This is a genomic window from Nitrospira sp. NS4 (genome assembly GCF_049546785.1).
Taxonomy (GTDB): Bacteria; Nitrospirota; Nitrospiria; order Nitrospirales; family Nitrospiraceae; genus Nitrospira_D.
Genome location: NZ_JBMWAN010000001.1, coordinates 704,677 through 731,612, shown reverse-complemented (window position 1 = coordinate 731,612; position 26,936 = coordinate 704,677). Strand labels below are relative to the sequence as shown.

Annotated in this window: 23 protein-coding genes; all 23 read left to right on the top strand. The window is 58.7% G+C overall.

Going from position 1 to position 26,936, the window contains the following annotated elements; all coding sequences use genetic code 11:
• The first annotated feature begins 142 nt into the window (after positions 1 to 142).
• The 23 genes from ACO9S2_RS03175 to ACO9S2_RS03065 all read left to right on the top strand — a co-directional run bounded on the left by ACO9S2_RS03175 (position 143) and on the right by ACO9S2_RS03065 (position 26,871).
• On the top strand, positions 143 to 1,483 hold the full coding sequence (locus ACO9S2_RS03175; protein ID WP_423720418.1) for a 3-deoxy-D-manno-octulosonic acid transferase: 1,341 nt from the start codon (positions 143 to 145) through the stop codon (positions 1,481 to 1,483).
• A 2-nt stretch (positions 1,484 to 1,485) separates the two neighbouring features.
• Positions 1,486 to 2,577: a tetraacyldisaccharide 4'-kinase gene (gene lpxK / locus ACO9S2_RS03170; protein WP_423720416.1), complete on the top strand. Its 1,092-nt coding sequence runs from the start codon at positions 1,486 to 1,488 to the stop codon at positions 2,575 to 2,577.
• A 42-nt stretch (positions 2,578 to 2,619) separates the two neighbouring features.
• On the top strand, positions 2,620 to 4,338 hold the full coding sequence (waaF, locus tag ACO9S2_RS03165) for a lipopolysaccharide heptosyltransferase II (protein WP_423720415.1): 1,719 nt from the start codon (positions 2,620 to 2,622) through the stop codon (positions 4,336 to 4,338).
• A 109-nt stretch (positions 4,339 to 4,447) separates the two neighbouring features.
• Positions 4,448 to 5,503, top strand: a complete 1,056-nt coding sequence (gene waaF, locus ACO9S2_RS03160; protein ID WP_423720414.1) for a lipopolysaccharide heptosyltransferase II — start codon at positions 4,448 to 4,450, stop codon at positions 5,501 to 5,503.
• A 148-nt stretch (positions 5,504 to 5,651) separates the two neighbouring features.
• Complete coding sequence (locus ACO9S2_RS03155) at positions 5,652 to 6,758, top strand: glycosyltransferase (RefSeq protein WP_423720413.1); 1,107 nt, start codon at positions 5,652 to 5,654, stop codon at positions 6,756 to 6,758.
• A 178-nt stretch (positions 6,759 to 6,936) separates the two neighbouring features.
• Positions 6,937 to 7,956 (top strand): glycosyltransferase family 9 protein, encoded by a 1,020-nt coding sequence (locus ACO9S2_RS03150; protein ID WP_423720412.1) that lies wholly within the window; start codon positions 6,937 to 6,939, stop codon positions 7,954 to 7,956.
• 135 nt (positions 7,957 to 8,091) lie between these two features.
• Positions 8,092 to 8,679, top strand: coding sequence for a winged helix-turn-helix transcriptional regulator (locus ACO9S2_RS03145; RefSeq protein ID WP_423720411.1), 588 nt, complete (start codon positions 8,092 to 8,094; stop codon positions 8,677 to 8,679).
• A gap of 53 nt (positions 8,680 to 8,732) precedes the next feature.
• Complete coding sequence (locus tag ACO9S2_RS03140) at positions 8,733 to 9,239, top strand: UpxY family transcription antiterminator (RefSeq protein ID WP_423720410.1); 507 nt, start codon at positions 8,733 to 8,735, stop codon at positions 9,237 to 9,239.
• A gap of 169 nt (positions 9,240 to 9,408) precedes the next feature.
• A complete protein-coding gene (locus ACO9S2_RS03135; RefSeq protein ID WP_423720408.1) occupies positions 9,409 to 10,971 on the top strand; it encodes a Gfo/Idh/MocA family oxidoreductase in 1,563 nt (520 codons plus the stop codon).
• 20 nt (positions 10,972 to 10,991) lie between these two features.
• On the top strand, positions 10,992 to 12,128 hold the full coding sequence (locus ACO9S2_RS03130; protein ID WP_423720407.1) for a DegT/DnrJ/EryC1/StrS family aminotransferase: 1,137 nt from the start codon (positions 10,992 to 10,994) through the stop codon (positions 12,126 to 12,128).
• Positions 12,129 to 12,166: 38 nt separating this feature from the next.
• Positions 12,167 to 13,162, top strand: a complete 996-nt coding sequence (locus tag ACO9S2_RS03125) for an NAD-dependent epimerase/dehydratase family protein (RefSeq protein ID WP_423720406.1) — start codon at positions 12,167 to 12,169, stop codon at positions 13,160 to 13,162.
• A 10-nt stretch (positions 13,163 to 13,172) separates the two neighbouring features.
• Complete coding sequence (locus tag ACO9S2_RS03120; protein ID WP_423720405.1) at positions 13,173 to 14,321, top strand: DegT/DnrJ/EryC1/StrS family aminotransferase; 1,149 nt, start codon at positions 13,173 to 13,175, stop codon at positions 14,319 to 14,321.
• A 5-nt stretch (positions 14,322 to 14,326) separates the two neighbouring features.
• Entirely contained in the window at positions 14,327 to 16,246 is a 1,920-nt protein-coding gene (gene asnB, locus ACO9S2_RS03115) for an asparagine synthase (glutamine-hydrolyzing) (RefSeq protein WP_423720404.1), read from the top strand.
• Entirely contained in the window at positions 16,243 to 17,286 is a 1,044-nt protein-coding gene (locus ACO9S2_RS03110; RefSeq protein ID WP_423720403.1) for a GNAT family N-acetyltransferase, read from the top strand. Before asnB ends, ACO9S2_RS03110 begins: the two co-directional genes overlap by 4 nt.
• Complete coding sequence (locus tag ACO9S2_RS03105) at positions 17,279 to 17,941, top strand: acetyltransferase (protein ID WP_423720401.1); 663 nt, start codon at positions 17,279 to 17,281, stop codon at positions 17,939 to 17,941. The genes ACO9S2_RS03110 and ACO9S2_RS03105 overlap by 8 nt, the downstream gene beginning before the upstream one ends.
• The gene (locus ACO9S2_RS03100) at positions 17,938 to 18,555 is read left to right on the top strand and encodes a class I SAM-dependent methyltransferase (protein WP_423720400.1); all 618 of its coding nucleotides are present in this window, start codon (positions 17,938 to 17,940) and stop codon (positions 18,553 to 18,555) included. Before ACO9S2_RS03105 ends, ACO9S2_RS03100 begins: the two co-directional genes overlap by 4 nt.
• A 59-nt stretch (positions 18,556 to 18,614) precedes the next feature.
• Positions 18,615 to 19,478, top strand: coding sequence for a hypothetical protein (locus tag ACO9S2_RS03095; RefSeq protein ID WP_423720399.1), 864 nt, complete (start codon positions 18,615 to 18,617; stop codon positions 19,476 to 19,478).
• Positions 19,475 to 20,197 carry a hypothetical protein gene (locus ACO9S2_RS03090; RefSeq protein WP_423720397.1) on the top strand — a complete coding sequence of 241 codons (723 nt, stop codon included), beginning with the start codon at positions 19,475 to 19,477 and terminating at the stop codon, positions 20,195 to 20,197. Before ACO9S2_RS03095 ends, ACO9S2_RS03090 begins: the two co-directional genes overlap by 4 nt.
• Complete coding sequence (locus ACO9S2_RS03085) at positions 20,198 to 21,313, top strand: hypothetical protein (RefSeq protein WP_423720396.1); 1,116 nt, start codon at positions 20,198 to 20,200, stop codon at positions 21,311 to 21,313. It abuts the gene before it with no gap.
• The gene (locus ACO9S2_RS03080) at positions 21,304 to 21,897 is read left to right on the top strand and encodes an acyltransferase (protein ID WP_423720395.1); all 594 of its coding nucleotides are present in this window, start codon (positions 21,304 to 21,306) and stop codon (positions 21,895 to 21,897) included. Before ACO9S2_RS03085 ends, ACO9S2_RS03080 begins: the two co-directional genes overlap by 10 nt.
• Before the next feature lie 52 nt (positions 21,898 to 21,949).
• Positions 21,950 to 23,521 carry a hypothetical protein gene (locus tag ACO9S2_RS03075; protein WP_423720394.1) on the top strand — a complete coding sequence of 524 codons (1,572 nt, stop codon included), beginning with the start codon at positions 21,950 to 21,952 and terminating at the stop codon, positions 23,519 to 23,521.
• A 159-nt stretch (positions 23,522 to 23,680) separates the two neighbouring features.
• Positions 23,681 to 25,594: an ABC transporter ATP-binding protein gene (locus ACO9S2_RS03070; RefSeq protein WP_423720393.1), complete on the top strand. Its 1,914-nt coding sequence runs from the start codon at positions 23,681 to 23,683 to the stop codon at positions 25,592 to 25,594.
• Between the two features lie 89 nt (positions 25,595 to 25,683).
• A complete protein-coding gene (locus ACO9S2_RS03065; protein WP_423720392.1) occupies positions 25,684 to 26,871 on the top strand; it encodes a glycosyltransferase family 4 protein in 1,188 nt (395 codons plus the stop codon).
• Positions 26,872 to 26,936: the final 65 nt, after the last annotated feature.

Here is a 26,936-nt window from a genome sequence, read left to right as displayed (position 1 = left end):
GAATGTCAGGCGTGAAAGGCGTGACTAGCGGGAAAGGCGAGAGTTATCTGGAGGGCGCGGGTCAGAATCATGCCGGTAATGCGGTTTCCGCTCCTCTCGCCCGTCGCGGGTTTCTTGCCTGTCTCGCGATCTCGTGAACCACATGTGGCGACTGCTCTACAATACGCTTCTCATTCTGGCCACGCCGATCATTGTCTGCATCCTGCTCGCCAAGAAACGGTGCCGGAGGGGATTGCGCGACCGGTTGGGGTTGCGCATCAGGCCGGTTCTGGAACCATCCGGAGAGCGGCGCCCCTTGATCTGGATTCATGCGGTTTCTCTCGGTGAAGTCGTGGCGGTGACGCCACTGGTGAAGGAGCTGCACCGCAACCATCCCGATCACCGGCTCATCGTTTCGACGGTGACGGAAACCGGCCGGGAAGCGGTCGAGCAGCGCCTGGCCGGCGTGGCGGAACATCGCTATGCTCCGCTCGATGTTCCCTGGGCCGTGTCCCGTGCCATCGCGCAGTGGCAACCGGTCCTCTATGTGTTCGTCGAGACCGAACTCTGGCCCAATCTGCTCTGGACCTTGCGGGACCGGCAGGTTCCGGCCGTTCTGGTGAATGGACGGTTGTCCTCGCGGTCGTTTGCCAGGCAGCACGTCTTCGGCCTCATGTCGTTCTATCGTTCCGTGTTGCGGTCGCTCACGCTGTGTCTCATGCAGTCGGAGCGTGATGTGCAGCGGATCGTGGCCTTGGGGGCCGATGCGGACCGGGTTTGCAGGACCGGAAATATCAAGTTCGATCAGCCCATGCCGGCGACGGCGGTCGATGCGTCGCTGCGCGCCGGGTTAGGAGTGCATGAAGGCGAATCGCTCATTCTCGCCGGCAGCACGCACACGGGCGAGGAAGAGGCGCTGGTTGCGGCCTATCGGAAAATCGTAACCCCTCATCCCAATGCCGTTCTCATGCTTGCTCCGCGGCATATCGAACGAGTGGCCGATGTCGTCACGATGATCCAGACGGCCGGCATGACAGTGCAGCGCAGGAGCCGGCTCGATCGTGCGGTGACCGGACCGCGGGTGATCGTGCTTGATACCCGGGGAGAATTGGCGCGGGCCTATTGCGAAGCGGCGGTCGGGTTTGTCGGCGGCACCCTGGTTCCTGTGGGGGGGCACAATCTACTGGAGCCCGCGGTGTGGGGCAAGCCGGTGCTGTTCGGCCCCTATACGGACCATTGCGCGGAGATCGCCGCGCTGTTGCTGGAGGCGGGCGGAGGAGTGCGGGTGTCGAGTGCCGATGATCTTGCGCGGCAGATCGGTCACTGGTTGACGGATGAGACGGCGCGCCGCCGCGCGGGCGAGGCGGCGCGCCAGATGGTCCTCGATAATCAGGGTGCGTTAAAGCGGAGTCTTGACCTGATTGAAGGCTGTTTCCGTGATTCGCGTCCTTCTTCTCCCAGCGCTGTCGGTCAATCGCCGCAGCCTGTGATGGCTAGGCGGTAATCGTGGCGTTGTTGCGACCTGGGGCTCCGGTTCGAGCCTGGTTGGGGTGGGCGGCCTTTCTGTACGGGCTGGTGGTCAAAGTACGGATGGGGGCCTATGATCGGGGATGGTGCGGGCAAACCCGGTTACCCTGTCGAGTGATCAGTGTGGGGAATCTCACTGTCGGGGGCACCGGCAAGACGCCGATGGTGATTCTTCTGACGGAATGGCTGCAGGCGCAGGGTCAGCGGGTGGCGATACTCAGCCGGGGATACAAGCGAGCATCGACGTCCCCTCGCATGCTGGTCTCAGACGGCCGGCGATTGCTGGCAGGGCCGGGCGAAGCAGGAGACGAGCCGTATCTGATTGCGCGCCGTTGCCCGAAGGCCGTCGTGGCCGTGGGGGCTGATCGTGCGGCGCTGGGCCGCTGGTTGTTGGGGCACGAGCCGGTAGATTGCGTCATTCTTGACGACGGGTTTCAGCATCGGGCTCTGTATCGCGATTGCGACCTGGTGCTGATCGACGCGATGGACGCCACAGGATTGGATGGGCTGTTGCCGGCCGGGCGGCTCCGTGAGCCGTTGACCGGGCTGCGGCGCGCTACGGCGGCGGTGATTACTCGCGCCGATTCAGAACGGGATGTGTCGGCGGTCCGCAGCCGGCTGCAGAGGGTCCTTCCTGCCGAAGCGCTGGCGGTCGAAGTGCGGTTCAAATCCGACGAGATGGTGTCGGTGATGACGGAAGAACATCGTCCTGTCGATTGGGCGGTCGGGAAAAAGGCCTGGCTGGTCAGCGGGATCGGCAACAGCGAGGCCTTCCGCCGATTGGCCATGGATCTTGGGATTCAGGTGCTCGGCGAGACGGCCTATATCGATCACCATGGTTATGGGCCGGAGGATCTTATCCGCATCCGGGCGCATGTGCAGCGAGTCGGGGCGGAGATGGTGCTGACGACGGAAAAGGATGCCGGGAAACTCGCGCCGCTGCTGTCGTCCGATGACCGCTGGTGGGCGTTGCGGCTGCGCGCGGATGTGGTGCGCGGGGAAGAATGGCTGCGCAGGCTGATCCAGGGTGAGGGGCAAGAGGCAAGGGGTAGGGGCAGGCTCGATGAGTGAAGCTTCGGGGTATTGAATGGTGAAGCATCCGGACAGGGCATCATGAGTACCGAGCGAATTGCAGGGGCTCGCGCCTCCGGGCCAACGACTCACGCGGCGTTTCGCCGCATTTTAGTGCGGGCGCCGAATTGGATCGGCGATGCCGTGATGTGCGAACCGGCGCTCCGCGGCCTCCGGTCGCTTTTCCCTCAGGCCGAGCTGACGCTGCTCGCCAAGCCGGCGATCGCCGAACTCTTTGTGGCCTACCCGGGGCTGAATCGGGTGTTGGTGTATGAGGACAAGGGCCCTCACGCGGGGCTTTCAGGGAAGTGGACGCTGGCCGGTACCTTGCGCCGGCATCATTTCGACCTTGCCGTCCTGTTCCAGAACGCATTCGAGGCCGCCTTGCTCAGCTGGCTGGCCGGCATCCCGCGTCGCTACGGCTATGCCACCGACGGGCGGGTGTTTTTTCTGACCGATCCTGTCGCGGTTCCTGATCGGGACACTCTTCGCCACCAGGTCCACTACTATTGGGACCTGCTGCGCCCGTTGGGGCTCACCGGCGATCCGGCCTCCCCGATGCTGACCCTGTCTCACGACGAAGAGCGTGCCATCGATCGCCGGTTGGCGGAAGCCGGGATCGCCGCCACCGACCTCGTCCTCGGGATCAATCCTGGCTCGACCTATGGCGGAGCCAAACGCTGGCTCCCTGAACGATTTGCCGAGACGGCTGCGAGATGGTGCCGGGAGATTGAACAGCGGCAGGGGCGAACGGTGTCCGTGATCATCCTGGGGGCCAAAGGCGAGGAGGCCTTGGGGCAGGCGGTGGCGGACCGGCTTGCGGTGCGCGCCCTGTCGTTATCCGGCCGGACGACGATTCGTGAATTAATGGCAGCCACGAAGCGCTGTGCTCTGCTGCTGACCAACGACACGGGCCCGATGCACATTGCGGCGGCGTTTGGAGTGCCGGTTGTGGCCGTATTCGGTCCGACCGACTGGCGCACGACGGCGCCCTATGGCCAGGAGGAGGGGATTGTCCGGCAGCCGGTCGAGTGCGCGCCTTGTCTGCTGCGGGAGTGTCCCATCGATCATCGCTGCATGACGGGCGTGACGGTGGAGCAGGTATATGAAACGGCGATCAAACGATTTGCAGGGCAAGGGGCGCGAGGCGAGGGGCGGGAGGGTATGCATGCGGATCCCGCGCCTGTGGCAGGGCAAGCCCCGCTGGCCGGCGTGACCGTCTTTTTAGACCGCGATGGGACGTTGAATCCGGACCCGGGCTATATTCGTTCCCCGGAGCAGTTCGAACTGTTTCCTGGTGTGCCGGAGGCGCTGGCCAGATTGACGCGGGCCGGCGCGCGGTTGGTCCTGGTCACGAATCAGTCGGGGATCGGGAGAGGCTACTTTTCGGTTGCCGATCTGGAGCAGATCCACGCCAAGCTCCGCCGGCTGGTCGGCGAGGCGGGTGTGTCCTTTGAGGGCATCTACTTCTGCCCGCACCACCCGGATGAAGCCTGCCATTGCCGAAAGCCCGAGCCCGGAATGGTCGAGCAGGCGGTGAAGGACTTGGACATCGATCTCTCGCGCGCCTATCTCGTCGGGGATCATGCCAAGGATATGGAGCTGGCAAGGCGCATCGGCGCCAGGCGGGTGCTGGTTGAGACCAAAGTCCATGGGTCGCCTGAAGAGGATGGGGAACGAGGGGAGGCCGATGTCACCGTGTCCTCCCTCTCCGATGCGGCCGGATGGATTCTCGCCGATGCGCAGACCCGTGATCGGTGACTGGCGATGGATGACGGGCAAAGAAAACTGAGCCGTTCACTCATGGGGGCGAGTTCTTACCGGTCGGCGCGCATCGTTTGTCGCGCGTCACCTGTCACGGTCCTGAATCATGGCTGACTTCCGGCGCATCCTTCTCATCAAGCCCAGTTCTCTCGGGGATATCATCCATGCGCTGCCCGCATTGTCGGCATTGCGCCGGCGTTTTCCGCAGGCGCACATCACCTGGCTGGTGAAGCGCGAATGGGCTCAGATTGTGGAGGGGCATCCCGACCTGAACGAGGTGATCGCGGCGGACCTTCGCTGGCCTTCCTGGCCGCGGCTCGTGGCGCGGTTGCGTCGCGCCCAGTACGATCTCGTGATCGATCTTCAAGGCCTGCTGAGAAGCGGCCTGTTAACGCAACTCACCGGCGCTTCCGTGCGCATCGGGTTTGCGGCCGGGCGGGAAGGCAGCCGATGGTGTTATACCGATCGGGTGGTCTTAGCGGGGTCGGAATCGCTGGCGTGGCGATTGATTCCTGTGCATGCCGTGGATCGCAATTTGGCGCTCGTGGCGCATGTCGGCGCCGATGTGACCCGGCCTCGATTCGTCTTCCCCGATCTGACGCAAGAGGATCGCCGGGTCACACAGATGCTCGGCGATCATGGGATTCGTCCTGGGGATCGGATGATCGCCGTGGCACCGGTCGACCGTCATCGGGTGCGCAGCTGGCCGCTGGAGCGATTTGCCGAGGCTGCCGCGCAGCTGGCCGCTCTGTGGCAGGTCAAGGTGGTGGTGCTCGGGACTTCCGGGCAGCGAGAAATTGTTCAGCCGTTTGTGCGGCGGATGTCCTCCGGGGTTGTGGATCTGGTAGGCAAGACGACCATCAGAGAACTCGCGGCCATGCTCCGGCGCGCAACCCTGCTGCTCGCCAACGACTCCGCGCCGCTGCACCTCGCGTCTGCGCTGGGGGTTCCAGTGGTGGGATTGTTCGGCCCGACCAGCGTCGTCCGTGCCCGTCCGTATGGAGACCGCCATCGGATTGTGCGGATTGACTTGCCGTGCAGCCCTTGTGACCGGCGGATTTGTTCAAATGCAATCCAATATGAATGTCTGACGGGTATCGAGGTCGCGCAGGTTGTGGCTGCGGCGCGGACTTTGGTGGAGTCCAGCGGAGCAGATCACTAATCGTGCGGCCTGGGGAGGTAGAGTGTGGAGATCGATTCCTGTGGGTCGCACCGTTCGTGCTCGGGCTTATGTGTCGGGCGGAACCTATGAGGGCGATGGACGCTGAACGTACACGATACGACGGGGACTTGTCCGTGAGATCGTCGCCATGCCTCTGACGATTGTGCATACGGAACCTTCAGGTGGACTCGGCGGGCAGGAGTTTCGCACGTTAGCGGAAGCGCGCGGAATGGCCTCGCGAGGACATCGGGTGATCCTGGCCCTCCGTCCTGACAGCGCGTTGCGTCCGTTGGCCGAGCAGGCGGGTCTTCTTGTTGAACCGCTGGTCTTTGCGCGGTCCCGGTTCGGCCCGCTGGTCGTGGAGTGCTTTCGCCTGATCTCCCGCCATGCTCCGGATATCGTCAACACGCACGGTTCGATCGACAGCTGGACCGCTTCGATTGCGGCTCGCTTGTCTCCGGTGCATCCGGTCATCGTCAGAACGAGACACAAAGTGACCCCCGTGTCGCGTTCCCCGCTCAACCGGTTGCTGTACCGTGTCCTTCCCCACGGGATCATCACGACGGGCGTGGCGGTGCGCGAGTATTTGATGGAACGATTCCGGCTCGACGCCGACAGGATCGTGTCGATTCCCAGCGGTGTCGATCTTCGTGTGTTTCAGGCGGGCGCCGGGTCAGGGGTGCTGCGGAAGGAACTCGGCATACAGCCTGCGCAGCCGCTTATCGGGGTCGTCTCGTTTCTGCGCGCCGCCAAAGGGATTCGTGAGTTTGTGGCGGCGGCGGCTCTCGTGTCCCGGGCCTATCCCGATGCGCGGTTCGTCATCGCGGGCGATGGGCATGAACGGGCGGGCCTGGTCAGGCAGATTGAGGAGTCGGGGCTGACGGGCACGTGTTTCATGATCGGTCACCGGAATGACGTGCCGCAGGTTCTCGCGGAGCTAGACATTTTTGTCCTGCCCACTCTGGATGACGCCATGCCGCAATCGCTCACGCAGGCCATGGCCATGAAGCGGCCGGTGGTGGCGACAGCGGTCGGAGGGATTCCTGAGGTCATTCGGGATGGCGTCACGGGGCTTCTGGTTCCCCCTGGTGATCCGGTGAGCCTGGCAAGAGCGATCGAGCGGTTTGTCGGCGATCCGGGGCTTCGACATACAGTGGCCGAAGAGGGATACCGGTTGATACAAGAGCGGTACACCTTCGAACAGATGCTCGATGTGACGGAATCGTTCTATCAGCACCTGCGGGCCTGTTCCTAGCCCTGCATCCCGTCAGGCATTGCCCCATGCGCGGTTGAACGGGCAGAGGGGCGTCGAGTCTTCTGCGCAGGTGCATGCGCTTGTCACATTCACCTCGGGATGATCTTTCTCAAGAGGCTTCGAGCCGTGCTATCGCGACGGCTCCGTATGTGCAACAGATGAGCGGTGTGGCGCCACGATGAATGTACTGATCGCAAGACCGGACGGCATCGGCGACCTGGTGCTGGCCCTTCCGGTTGCAGCGCAACTTCGAGAGCTCATCCCCGGCGTCCATATCGGCCTGCTCGCCAGCCCTGTTGCCGCGCCGCTGCTTGATCATCATCCCGACGTCGACTATGTGCGGGCTGTTTCGTTACAGGCTCCCGTGCGTGATTTGGTCAAGACGTTGTCGGGTGAGATCGACGCGGTCATTTTTCTTAAGCCCTTTCGACGCCTGATGTGGGCCGCATGGCTGGCCAGGGTGCCGATACGGGTTGCCACGGGGTTTCGCTGGCAGAGCGTGCTGGCCAATCGCTGGATCAATGAACATCGGAGCGGGTTTGCCAGACACGAGTCCGAATACAATGTCGGGATGGTGAAGGGACTGGGACTGACGCCCATCGAGGCGAGCCGCCCCAGGCTCGTGGTCACCGACAGTGAGCGCGCCCAGGGAGACCGGCAGTGGGGGGGCAAGGCGGGGCGGCGGGTGATCATCCATCCGGGGGGAGTGTCGGCCCGCCGCTGGAAGCCGGAACACTATCGCGACCTTGCCAATCTGCTCGCGCGGCAGGGATACCCGGTCATCCTGACCGGCAGCGAGGCCGAGCGGGTTCAATTTCAGCGGGAGGTGCTGGACGGGGTCTCCCTCGACGAAGGAATCAGAAATGTCATGGGCCGATTGTCGGTGCGGGAACTCATGGGCCTGATTGCCACGTCGCAGGTCGTCGTGTCCGGAGCGACCGGACCGGCGCATATGGCGGCAGCGCTCGCTGTGCCGAATGTGAGCCTGTTCGACCCCCGCCGTAATAATCTGCCAACGAGGTGGAAGCCGCTTGGCCGCGGCGTGCTGCTTCGTCCGGATGTGCCGACCTGTGAAATCTGCGTCGGTGAGGCCTGCTCCTACTGGGATTGCATGGATCGGCTGACGGTTTCCAACGTGTCGATGCAGGTGGCGCAGGTGATTCAATCGACCGCTCCGCTCTCGATTCTCCATCTGTAGATCCTATCGACGGCAATAGGCGGCGAGGCTCCTCTAACCGATTGAAACATCTATCTATTGGGGAGTTTTGGCTTGACTCACTCTGCTTATTGTGTTCATATCGTGAACATATTGGTTGGTGACCGTTAGTTTTTCATGAATCTGCAAGGACAGCGAGATCTTATCCTTCTGACGGAGTTGGAGCGGGACGGTGCGGTGACGCAGCGTTCGCTTGCCACGAAATTAGGTGTGGCGCTGGGTCTGACAAATTTGTATCTCAAGCGACTCGCGAGGAAGGGCTACGTCAAGGTCACCACGATTCCTTCTCACCGGATTCGCTACCTGCTGACGCCGCAAGGATTTGCCGAGAAGTCCCGTCTGACTTATCTCTATATGCAATATTCTCTGACCCACTACCGGGAGATGCGCGCCCGGCTACGTGAGGTCTTGTCCCGAATGACGGAGGAGGGTGGAACGCGGGTCGTCATTTTCGGGACGAACGAATTGGCGGAGCTGGCCTACCTCTCGCTGAAGGAAATGGATTTGGTGCTTGTGGGCTTTGTTGACGACGGCAAGGTTGAGACCTTTCTGTCTCATCCGGTTTCGACGCCTGAGGCCTTGAAGGGCTGGGAGTTCGATGCCGTCTTGCTCGCGGATCTTAATCGGTTGCGCGAACATCGCGAGATCTTGCGGACCTATCAGGTGCCGGACGGAAAGGTCCTCGATTTCGGACCGTTGGTCTGAGGTGCCGACTCTAGGCGGTTTTTTGTGTTCACTGTAAGTGAGAGGGCGAAGCTGTGCCTGATCCCGCAATCCAATCTCACTGGTATGCTCTACGGACCAAATCCCGGCATGAGAAACTGGTACGGGACCAGTTGGAGAAACAGGGGATTGAGCCGTTGCTGCCGACGGTGAAACGGCTCAGTCAGTGGAAGGATCGCAGGAAGGAGATCGCAGTCCCGCTCTTTTCAGGCTATTGCTTCGTCCGGTTCTCACCGCGGGACAGACTTCCGGTTCAAAAGGTTTCGGGCGTGGTAGAAATTGTGGGGAGCGGGCGCCATCCTGAGCCGATTCCCGACGCGGAGATTGAGGCATTGAAGACCCTCATGACCAGTGTGTTGCCCTACGACCCTCATCCGTATCTCCACGAAGGCATGCAGGTCGAAGTGGTGCGTGGTCCACTGCAAGGCGTGCGGGGACTTCTTCTTCGTAAAGAGAAGCGCCATCGATTGGTGATCGGAGTCCGGCTGATTCAGCAGGCGGCAGTGGTGGAAATTGATGTGGCCGACGTCATTTCTGCCTGACCCTCGGATTAATATTTCTAGCAAGGGGGATCCATCGACCTCATTAGCCCTTCTTCTGTCCGTGGGCATGTCAGTGGAAACCTACCAGAAGCTAAGGAAAGCAACGTCGCAATGAGTGGAATTTGTTGGAGGGGCGAAGATGAGCATGTCTAGTGCACATGGTGAAAGAATGCCGCAAGTGGCTGTGGTCGGGGCTGGTTATTGGGGGAAAAATCTCGTGCGCAACTTTCATGGCCTGAACGCGCTGGGAGCTATTTGCGATAGCGACCCAGAGCGGTTGGAGTCGTTCAAGCAGCAATATCCCTCAGCCAACATGTTCAACGCTTATTCGGACGTCCTGAGAGATACGACGATACAAGCCGTGGCGATCGCGACGCCGGCGGAGGCGCACGCAGATGCCGTAAGAGAGGCGTTGCTGGCCGGTAAAGACGTATTCGTGGAAAAGCCGCTCTGTCTCTCTGTTGAGGAAGGGGAGGGGCTTGTTGCTCTTGCCAAAAAGAAAGACCGTATCCTGATGGTAGGACATCTCCTCTGGTATCACCCGGCGGTGCTCAAACTGAAGGACCTCATTGCTGCGGGAGAGTTGGGGAAAATCCAATACATTTACTCCAATCGTCTGAATCTGGGGAAAATTCGGCGAGAAGAAAACATTCTGTGGTCGTTCGCACCCCATGATATATCGGTCATCCTGGGGCTGCTGAACGAAATGCCGGAGACAGTCAGGGCGCAAGGAGGGAACTATCTTCACCACCAGATCGCCGATGTCACGATCAGTCTCCTGTCGTTTGCAAGCGGGGTCAGGGCGCATATCTTCGTCTCTTGGCTACACCCGTTCAAAGAGCAGAAATTGATCGTTGTGGGTGATCGCAAAATGGCTGTGTTCGACGACATGGAGAAGAAGGACAAGTTACTGCTCTACCCGCACTCCATTGACTGGAAAAACAATATTCCAATTGCGAACAAGGCGGACGCTCAGGTGGTTGAACTTGATCAGGGCGAGCCCCTTCGCAATGAGTGTCTCCATTTTCTAGATTGTGTCGCCACAAGAACGCCGCCGAGAACCAGTGGGGATGAGGGCCTGCGCGTGCTTTCCGTGCTGCATCGCTGTCAGGAGGCCCTGGAGAAAGAAGCGCACCGCCAAGAGCTACAAGTCCAGCCGGCGCAGAGAAAGTATTTTGCCCACGAGTCAGCGTTTGTGGATGATGGAGTTGAAATTGGCGAGGGCACAAGCATTTGGCACACGTCGCACATTCTCAAGGGATCTCAGATCGGTAAGAACTGCAAGATCGGCCAGAATGTGGTGATCGGTCCTCACGTGATGATCGGCAACGGAGTCAAAATCCAGAATAACGTATCAGTCTATGAAGGCGTCACGCTGGAAGACTATGTCTTTTGCGGGCCCTCGATGGTGTTTACGAACGTCTTCAATCCCCGGAGCGAGATCCCGAGGATGAATGAATTGCGTAAGACGCTCGTGAAAAGAGGCGCGACACTGGGGGCGAACTCAACGATTCTCTGCGGAATCACAATCGGGCAGTATGCCCTGATTGGAGCCGGCACGGTGGTGACGAAAGATGTGCCGGACCATGCGCTCGTCGTCGGGAATCCCGGCCGGGTCACGGGTTGGATGTGTCACTGCGGCGTGAAGCTTCTCGTCAAGGGCAAAAAGGCGACCTGCCCGACCTGTGGGAAGCAATATCTATCCGGCAAGGCCGGGATGAAGGCGGTCTAGCAAAACCGAAGGAGATCTTCATGGGTGTTCCACTACTCGATCTGAAAGCGCATCACGAGCCGCTCCACAAGGAAATTATGGCGGTGCTGGAGCAAACATTTCGGAGTCAGGCGTTCATTCTCGGACCGGAAGTGGCGAAGTTGGAAGAGCGGGTGGCCGCATATTCACAAACAAGGTATGGAATCGGCGTATCGTCCGGCACCGATGCGCTCCTCCTCGCGCTGATGGCTATTGGGGTGAGCCCTGGAGACGAAGTAATCACGACACCCTATTCATTTTTTGCGACTGCGGGAGCGGTGGCTCGCCTCGGCGCCAAGCCGGTTCTCGTCGATATTGTCCCCAGGACATACAACATCGACCCCTCAAAAATCGCCAAAGCGATTACAGCAAGAACCAAAGCCATCATTCCGGTACATCTCTACGGACAGTGCGCAGATATGGGGCCGATTCTTGATCTCGCGCAACGGCACAATTTGAAAGTCATTGAAGATGCGGCGCAGGCAATCGGCGCGGAGTACCGTGATGGCCGGAGGGCCGGCAGCATGGGGACGGTCGGGTGCCTCTCCTTCTTTCCGAGCAAGAACCTTGGCTGTCTGGGTGATGGAGGGATGGTGGTCACGAGCGATGCCGACCTTGCCGAGCGCATGAAAGTCATGCGCGTTCACGGGGGCAAGCCGAAGTACTATCACAAGATGATTGGTGGAAACTTCCGTCTCGATACGATCCAGGCCGCGGTACTTAATGTAAAGCTCAATTACTTGGATGACTGGACGCAGCGGCGCCAGGAAAATGCTCGACGCTATGAAACGCTGTTTCAGCAGAGCGGACTGGTGCGGAAAGGGAACGTTCGGTTGCCTGACCCGGTCTATCGCGACTCAGGAGCCAAGCACTACCACATTTATAATCAGTTCGTGCTCCGTGTCGAGCGGCGGGATGAACTGATGGCGTATCTTAAGCAAAAAGGGATCGGGACAGAGATTTATTATCCGGTTCCGTTCCATCTACAGGAGTGTTTTCGTTATCTCGGTTACAAGGAGGGAGACTTCCCCGAGTCGGAGGGTGCCGCCAAAGACACTGTGGCGATTCCGATCTATCCCGAATTGACAGCAGCGCAGCAGACCGAGGTGGTTGAGGCCGTCACGTCATTTTACGCGTAGCGTAGTAACCCCAACGTGTTTGCGAGAGGAGTAGCCACGTGGATCTCAAGGGCAAGAAAGTTCTGGTAATCGGAGGAGCCGGGCTGATCGGGTCACACGCAGTGGATGAGCTCGTCAAAGAGGATGTGGCAGAGATCCGGATCTACGACAACTTTGTGCGCGGCACGGAAGAGAATCTCGTGGATGCGCTGAAAGATTCGCGTGTGAAGATCTTTGACATCGGAGGGGACATCTGTCAGGCGGACATTTTGGATGTCGCCATGAAGGGGATGGACGGGGTGTTTCACTTCGCGGCATTATGGCTTCTCCAATGTCATGAGTTTCCACGGTCAGCCTTCGACGTGAACGTTCGGGGGACGTTTAATGTCCTGGAAGCTTGTGTCGCAAACAAGATTAAGCGACTGGTGTACTCTTCATCCGCTTCAGTCTATGGTGACGCGGTTGAGGAGCCGATGACCGAAGACCATCCGTTCAACAACAAGAACTTCTATGGCGCCACAAAAATCTGTGGCGAAGCGATGGCGCGGTCATTCCACTATCGATACGGCCTCGATTTCGTCGGGCTGAGATATATGAATGTTTACGGTCCCAGGCAGGATTATCGTGGGGCTTATATTGCGGTTATCATGAAGATGCTGGACGCCATCGACCGTGGGGAGGGGCCGACAATTCTCGGGGATGGCAGCGAAGCCTTCGATTTCGTCGCGGTCGCTGACTGCGGCCGGGCCAACGTCTGCGCGATGAAAGCTGAAACGACCGACCGGTTCTACAATGTCGGGACTGGCAAGCGAACGTCGCTCAAGGAACTGGCCGAAATGGTCACGGCCCTCACAAGCTGTAAACAGCCGATCAAGTATGCTCCCCGCAGCCAGGCCACATTGGTTCGTAATAGGATTGGTTCCCCGAATCGAGCAAAAGCCGAGATAGGGTTTGAGGCAAAGGTAGAACTCCGTGAGGGACTGGAGAAACTGATCGCGTGGAGATCGGCCCATAAGGAAGAGGTAGCGGCTCGCAGAGCCGCTGCAGGATTGTGAGGATGGCAGGATGAGCCAGCGACGACAAATTCAGATCGCGACGCCGAGTTTGGGAGAGGAAGAGTGGCAGGCTTTGCGGGAGCCGATTGAGAGCGGATGGCTCACGCAAGGACCCAAGGTCGCTGCCTTTGAAAAGGCGTTCGCTCAACGTCATCAAGTGAAGCATGCCGTTGCCGTCACCTCGGCGACAACGGGACTCCATCTTGCGCTGGCCGCGCTCCACATTGGACCAGGCGACGAGGTCATTGTGCCGGCTTTTACCTGGATTGCGACGGCCAACGCGGTGTTGTATTGCGGAGGAACACCGGTGTTTGTGGATGTTGATCGAATGACGTACAACATCGATATCAAGGACGTGGCTCGTCGGATCACGCCCCGCACCAAGGCTGTCATCCCGGTACACCTCTTCGGGCTGTGTGCGGATATCGATGCCTTGCGGGCAGTTCTTCCTCCTGGGATTGCGATCGTCGAAGATGCCGCCTGTGCGGCGGGCGCCGCATTCCATGGCCGACCAGCCGGGTCTTTGGGAGAACTAGGAGTCTTTTCCTTCCATCCACGGAAATCGATCACGACGGGTGAAGGGGGGATGATCACGACCAACGACGACGATTGTGCCGAACAGGTTAGGAGAATGCGGAACCATGGGGCTTCTATTTCGGAGGAAGAACGTCATAGAGGGCCGCGTCCCTATCTCCTCCCTGACTTTGAGCTCTTGGGGTTTAACTACCGGATGACCGATTTGCAGGGGGCAGTCGGCCTGGTTCAGCTTGGCAAGCTCGATCGGTTTATCGATGAGCGCGCAAAGATGGCGGCGGAGTATCGGAAGGATCTCGCAGGTTTGTCGTGGCTGCGAATGCCTGAGGAGCCATGCGAAGGGAGGCATGCGTGGCAGGCGTGTGTGACGTACGTTGATCCTCAAACCGCCCCGATGCCGAGGAACAGGATGATGGAACTACTGCAACAACAAGGGGTGGCTACCAGACCGGGAACGCATGCCGTCCACATGCTGAAGTACTATCAACAACGATTTGGGCTTCGGCCTGAGGATTATCCGGGTGCCCGAGATTGTGACCAGAATACGATGGCTATTCCCCTTCACAACAAACTCGCGCCCGACGACTATGAGTACGTCGTCACAGCCTTAAGGCAACTCCGGTAAAACGAATGTGTGGAATCGCCGGCATATTGCATCTTGACGGTGCACCAGCATCTCCGGTGCTTTTAAAACGTATGACTGACGCGATCGCCCACAGGGGGCCTGATGGCGAAGGTCAGTACGTTGAAGGCCCGGTAGGTCTTGGCCATCGGCGCCTGGCCATTATCGATCTGTCCCCGGCAGGCCATCAACCGATGATCACTCGAGACGGACGATATGGACTTACCTATAACGGAGAAATTTACAATTTTCAGGAGATTCGAACTGAGCTGGAAAGTCTACGATACCAGTTCCGCTCCAAGACCGATTCCGAGGTTCTATTGTACGCGTTTGCTGAATGGGGGCTGAAGGCCCTCGAGCGTTTCAACGGCATGTTCGCTTTCGCACTGTGGGACAAGATGGAGAAGACCCTGACCCTCGCGCGGGACCGGTACGGCATCAAGCCGTTGTACTATACGTTTGCAGGAAACACCCTGCTGTTCGGCTCCGAGATCAAGGCGATTCTCGCGAATCCGGCGTATCGCATGGATCTCGATCGCGAGGCGCTTCTGGAATACTTCACCTTTCAAAACTTCTTCACCGATCGGACACTCTATAGGAACGTAATCCTACTGCCTCAGGGCAGTCACGCGGTCATCCGTATCGGTGACCGCGCTTCGACGACCACGCGCTACTGGGACTACCACTTCACCGAGCCGGAAGTCGTGCGCGACGAGCGGGAGTATGTCGAGGAACTCGACCGGCTTTTCCGGCAGGCCGTGAACCGTCAACTGGTGAGCGACGTTGAGTTGGGCTCATATCTCAGCAGCGGAATGGATTCCGGATCCATAACGGCGATCGCGGCCACTCAGCTCCCCTATATCAAAACATTCACTACCGGCTTCGATCTCAATTCCGCCTCGGGCGTGGAACTCGGTTTCGACGAGCGCGAGAAAGCCGAGTATATGTCATATCTGTTCAAGACCGAGCATTACGAAATGGTGCTCAAGGCCGGTGACATGGAACGCGTCATGCCGCGCCTGGTCCGCCATCTTGAAGAGCCGCGCGTCGGGCAGAGTTACCCGAACTTCTATACCGCGCAGCTTGCCAGCAAGTTTGTCAAAGTAACGTTATCGGGAGCCGGTGGTGACGAGTTGTTCGGGGGGTATCCGTGGCGGTACTACCGGGCCGTGGTCAACGACGATTTCGAGCACTATATCGACAAGTATTATCTGTTCTGGCAACGATTGATTCCGAACAGCCAACTTAAGCAGGTATTTTCGCCTATATGGAGCGAAGTTAAGCATGTCTGGACCCGCGACATTTTCCGGGATGTATTCCAGAAGCATGCAGAAACCTTTACCCGTCCTGAGGACTATGTGGGGCACTCCATGTATTTCGAAGCTCGGACGTTCCTGCATGGACTCTTGGTGGTGGAAGACAAGCTGTCGATGGCGCATGGACTTGAAACCCGGGTGCCGTTCCTGGACAACGAGCTGGTCGACTTTGCTCAGCGGCTTCCAGTGCGATTGAAGCTCGGCAATCTCGACCATGTTGTCGAGCTCAACGAAAACGAGCCTGGCGCCAAGACCAAGAAATACTTCGAGCGCACTCGAGATGGGAAACTGTTACTCAGGAAGGCAATGGAGCGGTACATCCCGGAATCAGTAACAAAGGCGGAGAAGCAGGGGTTCTCCGCGCCCGACGCGAGCTGGTTCCGTGGCGAGAGCATCGACTATGTTCGCAGGCTTCTGTTCCAGGGCTCTCCCAGGATCTATCAGTTCTTCGACCGCAAGGCGACTCAGCATCTTGTCAACGAACACCTCGATGGACGCCAGAACCGCCGGCTATTGATCTGGTCACTGGTGTATTTCGAGGAATGGTGCCGAAACTTCCTAGAGGGTACGGCTGCCGATGACAGCATACGGCGACATGGAGCCTCGCGGTGAAGCCGAAGCTTTCTGTTTTGGTTCCGGAGGACGAGCCGGCCTACAATGCTTTCCTGCTTGGGATCGAGGATTCCTTGCTCTATTACTCTGTCCGGTACAAATCCTTTCTGCAGGACTTGTTGGGGTGTGAAGCCCAATATTGGCTCGCCTGGGAAGGTGAACGGGTGACCGGCGTGCTGCCTGTCATGTGGCGCGACGGACCTTACGGAAGGATCCTGAACTCGCTTCCGTACTATGGAAGTAACGGAGGCGTCCTTGCAACATTCCCCGACGCTTCTTCTGTGCTTATGGAGAAATACAACGAGCTTGCTTCTGCGCCGGGCGTGGCGGCCGCGACATGGGTCTGCCACCCGCTACGCAGGACTGATGTGCCGCCCGCTCACACGCTGGTCGACGAACGGATCGGGCAGTTCACGTCACTGGACTGGGGGCAGGTAGACGTCGAGTCCGCCATGCGGGCTGCGATGGACGGCTCCGCGCGACGGAATATCCGCAAGGCGGAGACAAGCGGCGTCAAGGTTCTAGTCGCCAACGATCGGCTCGACTTTATCCGCGACGTCCACTGGGAAAACATGGGCGAGATCGGTGGCAAGGGGAAGACCGCCGATTTCTTCGCGAAAGTGCCCCAGCACTTCACGGCCGGTGATGATTACCGCGTCTATATCGCCGAGCGCAACGGAACATTGATCTCGGGATTGCTGCTGTTCTATTTCAACCGGACGGTTGAATACTTCACGCCGGTCACCGTCTCGAACGAGCGCGAGAGTCAGCCCATGGCGCTCATCCTTGCGCAAGCAATGGTCGATGCCGCACGGGAAGGATTCCTTCGCTGGAACTGGGGAGGAACCTGGCTAAGCCAAGAGGGCGTGTGGCGTTTCAAGCGCAAGTGGGGCGCCCAGGATCACGCATATCAGTACTTCATCCAGTTGAACGACCCGGCTCTGCTGAACTGCACGAAGTCGGAGCTTCTCCGCGCCTATCCGGATTTCTTTGTCGTCCCTTTTGGAAACCTCAAGACCGAAGAGCGGGCAAATGGATAAACCCGCCATTATTTTTGGAACTGGCAGTCTCGCCGAAGTCGTCGATTTCTATCTGACTCACGACAGCCCATACCGAGTTGTCGCATTCACGGCTACCGGCGAATCCGTCAAAGAGTCGAATTACCTAGGCCGACCGGTCGTCGCATTCGAGGACGTGGCGAAGGAGTTTCCTGCCGGGTCGCATGAGATGTTCGTGGCAATCGGCTACAGAAAGCTCAATCAATTGCGGGAACAGTACTGCGCCGAGGCGCGCGCCAGAGGATACAGGCTCTTGAGCTACCTCTGCTCCAAGACGACGCACTGGGGAGAGACCCAGTTGGGGGACAACACTTTCGTCTTCGAAGACAATACGCTCCAGCCTTTCGTGCAGATCGGGAGCGGCACAATTTTGTGGAGCGGAAATCACATCGGCCACCACACCTCGATTGGCGCGAATTGTTTCATCACAAGCCATGTCGTCATCTCGGGGCATTGCAGGGTTGGGGATCGTTGCTTTGTGGGTGTGAATGCCACGATAGCCGATAGCATTTCCATTGGCGACGATAATATTATTGGACCCGGAGTGTTGATACAGAAGGATACTGCGGCAGGCGAAGTGTATGTCGCGGAGCGTACAAAGAAATTTCCCAAGGACAGCAGCAGGTTTTTCCGATGAACGACGACAAGAATGCCGATCTCACGCCAATTGCCAAGTTATATGAGGATAGCCTGGAACAGCACGGGGTCAAGCCGCTGGGAGTGGGGTGGCGTGACGAAGGTTCCCACCGGCTCAGGTTTGACAAGCTTGCTTCGGTCATTGAAGGAGGCGACCCGGTCAGCATCAATGATCTCGGATGCGGGTACGGTGCGTTCTACGACTATCTTGTCGGAAAGGGCGTCAAGGTGTCGCTGTTCCGGGGTTACGACATCAGCGAAAGAATGCTCGATGAGGCCAGGGCGCGTGTACCTCACGGCCAATTTCTCAATGGCAGATTCCTTGACAAGACGGCTGACTATGGCTTTGCGAGCGGCATCTTCAATGTTCGGCTGCAGGAAACCGAAGAGATATGGCGAGCCCATGTCGAACGGACACTCGATAATCTGTTCGAATATTGCAGTCGAGGGTTCGCCTTCAATGTCTTATCCACCTATGTCGACTATCGTGAACCGCATTTGTTCTACGGCGACCCATTGCATTTCTTTGACCTTTGTAAAAGACGATACTCCCGTCGCGTGTCGCTGCTCCACGACTATCCACTATTTGAGTGGACGATGGTGGTGAAGAAATAGGCATGGCTGGGTGGAGAAAACTAGGGCGGGTCTTTAAGGCAGAAGGGCAGCGACCCTGGATGGCAAGCCACACTGCCTGTCCCATTCCCCTTGTACTGGGTGGAGGGCTGGTACGCGTCTACTTTGGCACCCGCGATACAGATCAAAGGCCACGAATCGGTTACGTGGTCCTCGATATGGCCGAGCCAACGAAAATTCTTGAACTCAGCGCCGATCCGGTTCTCGAGCCAGGCCCTTGGGGACATTTTGACGACAATGGTGTCTATCCTGGCTGTCTCGTAAATGAATCCGGAAGGTTGTTGATGTATTACATTGGGCGGAGCAATGGACGTGGGCCGCTGTACTCTATGGCGATCGGACTTGCCGAGAGTGTTGATGCTGGGCTGACCTTCAAGAAGACCATCCCGTGTCCGCTGGTCGATCGTGGGCCTTTCGATCCTTGGATGGTGTCGACACCTTGGGTCTTGCACGAGCCTGGAGCCGGATGGCGAATGTGGTACCTCTCGGGCATCGGTTGGGAAAGCCTCGAGAACGACCTGTCCCTTTATCACATCAAGTACGCTGAATCCCGCAATGGGCGGGAGTGGACGCGGGATGGCCGTGTGGCACTCGACATAGAAGGCGACGAAACCAACATAGCATCACCATGCGTGTGGCGCGAGAGTGCCGGCTATCGTGCCCTGTACTGTGTAGCCAGCCGTCATGGAGGCTACCGTCTGGGCGAGGCGCGTTCGGACGATGGTATACGGTGGCGCAAGCTGGGAGTGCCCGATGGCCTTGCCCGATCTGGCGAGGGGTGGGATTCGGCGTGCATGGCCTATCCTGCCACTTTCATGCACGAAGGCCGGCGATATCTTCTCTACAGCGGCAATGAGAACGGGCGCGGGGGGGTCGGAATAGCAGTTGAGGAGAGTTTCGGATGAGCCAACAGCGCTTCGGCCTCACCCTGGACGTTGATTGGGCACCGGATTGCGTCATTGACGCGGTTGCCCAGCGCCTTGAGGCGCACGCCGTCAGAGCCACCTGGTTTATCACGCATCTCAGCCCGGCAGTCGAGCGGCTGCGAGCACGGAGGGATCTCTTCGAACTCGGCATCCATCCGAACTTCTTACCCGGATCGACGCACGGCTGTACGCACGAAGAGGTTCTGCGACATTGTATGCACCTCGTGCCTGAGGCAGTCAGCATGCGCAGCCACTCCGTGTATCAGAGCGGATCTTTGTACGCTTGCGTTTTGCGTGATACGCCTATAAGAGTGGATAGCAGTACATTCCTCCCAGAAATGGCATACATCCGTCCACTGGAACAACCGCTTCCCGGAGGTGTCCTGAAGCGGATACCATTCATCTGGGGCGATGACTACGAGTTGTGCAAGGTATCGCCTTGCTGGGACTTTAGTCGGCTGCGCGACCTGCCGGGATTGCAGATCTTCCTGTTCCATCCAATCCACGTGTATCTCAACACCGTTTCATTCGCAGAGTACGAGGCGGTCAAGCGGCGGACGGGGCCATTGAGCGAGGCAACAGCGGAGCGTTTACAGGCACAAATCAAGTCAGGACTTGGGATTGCCAGCCTGTTCGACGAAGCCATCGATATCGTCGCCTCGGCTGGAGGCGGTGCCGTAATGCGGGAGTTTTTGTAGATGGAGTGCGGCGCATGGGCTCCCCGGGCGAGTTGGGATGAGACCTCGAAGCGGCGCGCCCATGCGCTGCTTAACGGCCTGATCCGAGAGCTTAACCTGGACCTTCACGGGCTCACAGTTTATACCGAGGCAGCCTCCGGCGCTTATTTGCTCACGCCTTGTCTGGCAGCCTGCGCCGGCGCCGCAATGGTCTATGCGCAGACCAGAGACTCCCGTTATGGATCGGCAGAGGACGTGCGTAGATTGACAATGGAGGCAGCGAGGGCGCTTGGGATAGCTGACCGCATTCAAGTGATCGAACAGCGCTGCCAAGAGCGTCTGAGCCAAAGCGACATCGTGACCAACAGCGGTTTTGTTCGCCCCATTGATGCGGAACTGGTTGCTGCGCTGAAACCTACTGCCGTCATACCCCTGATGTGGGAAACTTGGGAGTATCGAGCGGAGGATTTCGACCTCGCTGCTTGTAGGCAGCGAGGCATCCTCGTCCTCGGCACTCAGGAGAACGCTCCTCCCTGCGACATGGTTCCGTATTGCGGTTTCATTGCCTTGAAGCTCTTGTTCGAGCTCGGATTCGATGGATCGAAAGTGCTCGTCTTAGGTAATCCACCCTATCCAGGCGGCGCCATAGTCCGGCAGATTCGTGGTGCGGGCATAGAAGTCGCCTGGTTTTCGGCCACCGAGGAAAGCGATTACCATTACCGTCACCTGGCAGATTTCTTCGAGGCGCAAGGCCACTGCTATCCCTTTATGCTTGTCGCGGAGCACAAGCACGCGGGATTGCTGCTCGGGCCAGGAGGGTACCTCAGCTTGGAAACGGTCCAAACTCATAACCCGGATGCCGCTATCGGGATCATCACTGGCAACGTGGATGCTCCAGCACTCAAGGCGTCGGGGTTACGCTCTTTGCCGGATCATATCGCGCCATTCGGTTTTATGAGTTACCAGCCCTACGTCCTTGGACCGCGACCGGTCTTGCAGCTTTATGGAGCCGGACTGAAAGTTGGGGAGGTGATGGCTCGTGCCCGGTTGGCCGGCATGGGCATCAGGCAGGCTGCGGTAACGGCGTTGCAGTTCAGTCCAGCGATGGATTTTGAAGGAGACCTTGCATGGCTTTGAACCCACGTCTCCAGGAACTTTGGCAGGACCTTCGCGATTTGCATCACTATTTGCGCAGCGAGACATATCGTAAGTACAAGCGGATCAATCCTTTCTACGAAGATCTTTTTGATTGGAAGGAACGGGGTGAGTTCTGGGTTCACGAGAACCGATCCATTACGATCTACAACTCTGCTTCGATCGTAGGAGATGTAGAAATCGGGGAGCGCTCCTGGATCGGACCGTTCACCTCGCTCGACGGAACGGGTGGGCTCAAGATAGGGCGCAACTGCTCGATCTCTGTCGGGTGTCAGCTTGTAAGCCACGATTCGGTGAAGTGGGCGCTATCCGGGGGGAAACAAGCCTATGAGTATGCGCCGATCGTGATTGGGGACTGCTGCTTTCTCGGCTCCCATGTCGTGATTGGCAAAGGCGTGACCATCGGTGACCATTGCCTTATCGCGGCCGGAGCAGTGGTGACAAGAAATGTTGTTTCCTCCTCTATCATGGCAGGCGTGCCTGCTCGTCTCATCGGCAAAGTGCACCTTGCCGACGATGGAACGGTAGGTCTTGAGTACTTCAGGCGTACCCTTGATGACGAGTAGTTTTCTTGTTTGTGTCGGCGCTGCTGCAGGAGCAGCCGTCGTCAGCCTATGCATGAAACTCATTATCCTGCGTCGCATTGGCAAGGCGCCATTTGGCAGCGACACCTATTTTTATCTTTCCTTAACCGACCAGATGCGCCGTAATGATCACACGATACCGTTGAACGCCGATTTCCTGTTCGGCGGAACGGGCAAGAACTGGGCCTTGCCGTCGCTAGTCCCCTTGCTGTGTTCCTACGTGCCACGCGCGTGGCTTGATCGGAATCAGGCGCTTATCCCCATCGGGGCAAAAGTTGCTGCTGTATTTGCGCTGGCGTTTTTTACGGGCTGGTTGTGCTTTCATAGCGGGCTAAGTGCCACATCCGCGGCGATGGCGGCCCTGACTGCGGGTTTACTGTATGCTCTCTCGCCGATCAACTGGAATGCAAATCGTGCCAACCTATCGGATTTTACTTTCAGTCCGCGCGCAGTCGCTACCTTGTTCTCTGTCCTGGCCGGCCTCTTAGCGTTGATAGCCGTTGCCCTGGGCGACTGGCTTATCACCGGGCTCGCGGTTGGTGCGGTCGCGGGGAGTATCCTCACGGCCAAGTTCTCTGCGCAGGTGTGCGCCTTTATTCTTCCGCTCACCGCGCTATTCACGGGCGAGTCGCGTTACCTGGAAGTGGCCGTCGGCGGCTTTGCTGCGGCCATCCTGCTTTCGCGCGGACACATCTGGCGTTCCCTGAACACTCAGATTCGACATCTGGCTTTTTACGCGCGCAAGTTGGTGCATGAGAACGCCCCTTACCGGTCTCCTTTCGGAAGCCTGGATGTGTTGCGCATCCCCCTGTTTCTGATCCAATGGCGTTGGGCAGAACTGCGGGCCCTGCTGATGTCCAACATCATGTTTCGCGGCTTGGTGTTATACCCTGTTCATCTTGCGTTAGGCGCAATTCTCTTAATCGACTACGCCGGTCACGGAAGCTTCGTCGTCGGAATGAACGCGGTAGAGCGGCACACGGTATGGCTTTGGATCGCTGCGCTAACAGTTTTCCTGCTTACGTCCCTACGCCCGCTCCACTTCTTGGGGGAAGCGGACCGCTATTTAGACTATTTCGGCTTCGCGCCAGCCACGGCAATACTGGCCATCTGGCTTGTCAGTGTTCCAACGCCAACCGGGCTCGCGGTGCTAGCTGCCCTTGTGGCCGCTACGGCAGTCATCGCCGCACGGCCTCTGGCTCAGCCGCCTCGGCAGGCGCATGATCCCGATCTAACTGCGGCCTGTGCCTTCCTTGTTGCAGTTGGCCGTCGAGAGACACGCATCTTAACGGTACCAATCACTCTCGGCTTCGAAGTCCACTACAAGACGGGCCTGCCCTGCTTCTTTCCACTTCCTTTAGATGAAAGTTCTCGTGACCTTATTCTACGCTACCCGATTCCGCTTATGGATCTTTCAGCCATGCGCGCCCGCTTTGGCGTCACGCATTTGCTTACTGCGAGGGACATCGAGCAGCGGGAGTTGGAGGTAGCCGCCGCCGTCAGCGGGCTCCAACCCATGCTCGACAATAGCACCTACCGGGTCTATGCCCTTGCCGACCGGACCAGCGCGCAGGGCCTGCCTTCGGGGGAGATCAAGCATGCGTGAGTCCTTAGTCGCGCCGCACCCGACAGCGAGCATACTGCTGTGGAGGTCTAAGATGGTTCGCTGGCAAAGCTATCTGACTCTGCGGCCGTCGGTATATGTCCGCACGTCCCTTGGCTGCGATATTAGTGGATCATTTGACTCATGCCGGAGCCTCTGCGTTTGGCCGTCGACCGGCTTCATGGACAACCGATGACCGGGATGCGACGTCCAGCCTGGTTGTCCAATGCGATCCCGGAGTTGGGTATTGCGCTTATGGTGCAGTCTCTCTCCCACCTGCGGGCTTTTCTTCGCTTGCGACCCCTCGCGCTCGGGACCACCGTATTACTTGGGATTGGCCTCCTCTTCGTGGAATTGATCGGAATAGGCGTCCTCGTGCCTTTGATTTCTCTCGGCACTGGGGAAACCCAAGCAGGCGTCGTATCAGGCGTACCTGTGATGGGTGCACTCGAACGAGTGCTTCGGGAGTTTGAGCCGGCGTTGCGGGTGTTAATCATTGCGGGCATCGTCGCGGTGGTTGGAGTTGTCCGGAGCCTTCTGCTGTTTTGGAAAAACTACATTCATTATTGGGTGTTGTATCGGGTTACTCAGGACGTGCACGCGCTCTGCTATCGTCAGTTCACGCACTTGCCTCTGGCATGTGTATCCAGGGTTGAAACCGGAACACACATAAACCTTCTGGTGCAGTTTCCCAAGGAGTTGGGGATGGTAGTCATGGCGGTTTCAACGCTAAGCATTGGTGTGCTCCAACTCGCGGTCTATCTGGTGGTTATCGTTTCCATCTCCTGGAAGATGGGTTTAGTTGCACTCGCAGTCCTGGCCTCGGCGCTGTTATTGGTAAGCTTGCTCGTCATGCCACGCATAGAAGCCAGCGGCAGGGTGCTGAACGAACGGTCCACCGCCTTTCACCAGTGGATCATAGAGACGATCAGAGGCCGTAGCGTTCTCGATGGGCTTGGCCTGTCCGAGTTCTCGGGTAGACGCTTTGGTGACCGCAGCGAGGCGTTTTTCTCTGCAAATGCCGCCCGCGAGCGCTTGAAGGCGCTTGTGGAGCCATTGATCGGCGGTTTTGCTCTTCTAATGATTAGCGCGGTGCTTGCCGTCGTGGCACTAACGCCCGGCGACTTGGCGACCGAGGTAGTGCAGGCAACTCTGCTGGTGGTTTGCCTCACCCGACTGCTATCGCCGCTTTCGATGGTCAGCTCGGCGCTTACGACGGTTCGCGGTTATGCGAATAGCGTCGCACAAGTGGGAGCTTTCCTGCAGGAGTTCTCGCGGGCGCCAGGTGTAGGCGATGCCTTTCCCGGTTTTCGACAGTCTGTGGAGTTGCGAAAGGTATCACTGACCTACCCCGGTACAAGCGCAGCTGCCGTGCAGGAGGTATCGCTGAGCCTTCGCCCCAACCGGATGGTCGCCCTGGTAGGGCCGTCGGGTGCAGGTAAGAGCAGCATTGTAAGCTTGCTTCTGCGGTTCTTTGAGCCGAATTCAGGGACGATCGAAGCCGATGGCATAGACATCCGCCGCTACAGCGAGGACAGCTGGCTACGCAAAGTCGCATTTGTTCCCCAGGAGTCATACCTTTTCAACGAGAGCATAGAAGAGAACATTCGCTTCGGCCTCGATGCGATTGGTCACGCAGAAGTCCTGAACGCGGCGCGCCTCGCCCATGCCCACGAGTTCGTCCTCGCACAGCCTTCGGGCTACGGCACCGTTGTAGGGGATAACGGTATTCGGCTGTCCGGTGGTCAGAAGCAGCGGATAGCTATCGCGCGGGCTGTCCTGCGAAGTCCCCAGTTACTGATCCTCGATGAAGCGACGAGTCATCTGGACAGCGAGTCGGAGCGGGAGATTCAGGGCGCCTTGCGGGAGCTGCGCTCGCGCTGTGCCTTGTTGGTCGTTGCCCATCGGCTCTCTACCGTTGTAGACGCGGACGAGATCGTGGTTATGGAGCAAGGGCATGTGGTCGAGCGCGGGACGCATCCTGAACTGATATCGCGGCCAGGGCTGTATGCACGCCTTTGGGCGCTGCAAGCATATCATGCCTCAGAGCATGTGCCAGCGGACGGTTTGCCATGAGGGAAACGTCTTCGGGCGCCTGCATGACTGCGCGAGCCGGTGCCGCCGCCGTTGCGGGGGAGAGCGCGGGGCGAGGTGCGGTGGCAGTCGTGGGCGACGCGCAAAGTGTCCATGTGCGCGTGCGTGCTGCCGCTCTGCAAATGCTCGGCTATCGAGTGACCCTGATCACTCCCCGCAAGGGAGAGGTCGTCGCCTGCCCGCAAGTATCTCCGGAAGACTGTCTGGTCTCTGCGGGGCTGTGGGGCAAGCTGGGTACACGGCTCGCCAAGCTTCGGGCGGTGCATACGATCTTTGCCCGGTATCGGGGGGATGCCACTCATATCCATTTCGCGCAAGGACTCTGGGCCGGCTTGGGTATGCTATTCGGAGCGAAACCGCTGATTGTGACGGTGATGGGGGGGGATGTACTGTTCAGAGAACAGGGCCGCTCTTCCTGGGCCGATCGGATGCTCACCCGGCTCATGCTGCGAAGCGCGGAGCTCGTTACAGCAAAATCCGAGCATTTGGCATCGGTCATCAGATCTTTGGGGGTGCATAACGACCGCATCCTAGTGATGTACTGGGGAGTCGACAGGCAGCACTTTAAGCCTTCTCAGGGGGGCGAAATGAGGCGTGCTCTGGGGTTGGCACCGGACAGCTTCGTGCTGCTAAGCTCAAGGTTCTTACAGCCTTTATATAACGTAGACAAGATTGTCGAAGCGTTCCCGCTGATCCTGCGCCGAGTCGGGCATGCGCAGCTCCTGATCCTGGATTGCCAGGCGGAGCCGAACTATCGCATGGCAATCATACGGCGCATCTCGGAGCTCCGCCTAGAAGGGAAGGTGCGGATCGTGCCGCCCGTTCCGCACGAGCGCATGCCGGAGATCTACGCCGCATCAGATGTTGTGATCGGCGTCCCGTCATCGGACGGCATGCCGATGACGGTCCTGGAGGCGATGGCATGCGGAAAACCAAATGTCGTGAGCGATCTTCCCCACTACCAGGAGCTACTGACGAACGGAAAGAACGTTCTGGTCTGCCCGCCCCTTTCGGCAAGCATCGCAGAGGCGGTATGCCAGCTGGCGAGTGAACCAGAGCTGCAGGCTCGGCTGGTGGAAAATGGGTTTCGCACAGTCGAGCAGCGAGCCGACTTGGCAAAAGATCTGGTCCGTCTTGATGAGCGGCTGACTCCGCTGCTCGATGGTCGTCCCCGAATGCAACCGATCCATGTGCGTCTACAGGTTGCAGCGCTGCTCGCCCTTGCTGCGTTGACTCAGCGTCCGGGTCCTTCCCTTTGAAGGCTAGAGCCGGGCATCGTGCCGGGCTCACAACGACTGAGCGGTTGTAAGGGCGCTGACTCACG

Excerpts from the sequence above, each read along its gene's own strand:
- ACO9S2_RS03175 (WP_423720418.1), top strand. The coding sequence starts at position 143 with ATGTGGCGACTGCTCTACAATACGCTTCTCATTCTGGCCACGCCGATC.
- waaF (WP_423720415.1), top strand. The coding sequence starts at position 2,620 with ATGAGTACCGAGCGAATTGCAGGGGCTCGCGCCTCCGGGCCAACGACT.
- waaF (WP_423720414.1), top strand. The coding sequence starts at position 4,448 with ATGGCTGACTTCCGGCGCATCCTTCTCATCAAGCCCAGTTCTCTCGGG.
- ACO9S2_RS03155 (WP_423720413.1), top strand. The coding sequence starts at position 5,652 with ATGCCTCTGACGATTGTGCATACGGAACCTTCAGGTGGACTCGGCGGG.
- ACO9S2_RS03150 (WP_423720412.1), top strand. The coding sequence starts at position 6,937 with ATGAATGTACTGATCGCAAGACCGGACGGCATCGGCGACCTGGTGCTG.
- ACO9S2_RS03145 (WP_423720411.1), top strand. The coding sequence starts at position 8,092 with ATGAATCTGCAAGGACAGCGAGATCTTATCCTTCTGACGGAGTTGGAG.
- ACO9S2_RS03135 (WP_423720408.1), top strand. The coding sequence starts at position 9,409 with ATGCCGCAAGTGGCTGTGGTCGGGGCTGGTTATTGGGGGAAAAATCTC.
- ACO9S2_RS03130 (WP_423720407.1), top strand. The coding sequence starts at position 10,992 with ATGGGTGTTCCACTACTCGATCTGAAAGCGCATCACGAGCCGCTCCAC.
- ACO9S2_RS03120 (WP_423720405.1), top strand. The coding sequence starts at position 13,173 with ATGAGCCAGCGACGACAAATTCAGATCGCGACGCCGAGTTTGGGAGAG.
- asnB (WP_423720404.1), top strand. The coding sequence starts at position 14,327 with ATGTGTGGAATCGCCGGCATATTGCATCTTGACGGTGCACCAGCATCT.
- ACO9S2_RS03105 (WP_423720401.1), top strand. The coding sequence starts at position 17,279 with ATGGATAAACCCGCCATTATTTTTGGAACTGGCAGTCTCGCCGAAGTC.
- ACO9S2_RS03100 (WP_423720400.1), top strand. The coding sequence starts at position 17,938 with ATGAACGACGACAAGAATGCCGATCTCACGCCAATTGCCAAGTTATAT.
- ACO9S2_RS03095 (WP_423720399.1), top strand. The coding sequence starts at position 18,615 with ATGGCAAGCCACACTGCCTGTCCCATTCCCCTTGTACTGGGTGGAGGG.
- ACO9S2_RS03090 (WP_423720397.1), top strand. The coding sequence starts at position 19,475 with ATGAGCCAACAGCGCTTCGGCCTCACCCTGGACGTTGATTGGGCACCG.
- ACO9S2_RS03085 (WP_423720396.1), top strand. The coding sequence starts at position 20,198 with ATGGAGTGCGGCGCATGGGCTCCCCGGGCGAGTTGGGATGAGACCTCG.
- ACO9S2_RS03080 (WP_423720395.1), top strand. The coding sequence starts at position 21,304 with ATGGCTTTGAACCCACGTCTCCAGGAACTTTGGCAGGACCTTCGCGAT.
- ACO9S2_RS03075 (WP_423720394.1), top strand. The coding sequence starts at position 21,950 with ATGAAACTCATTATCCTGCGTCGCATTGGCAAGGCGCCATTTGGCAGC.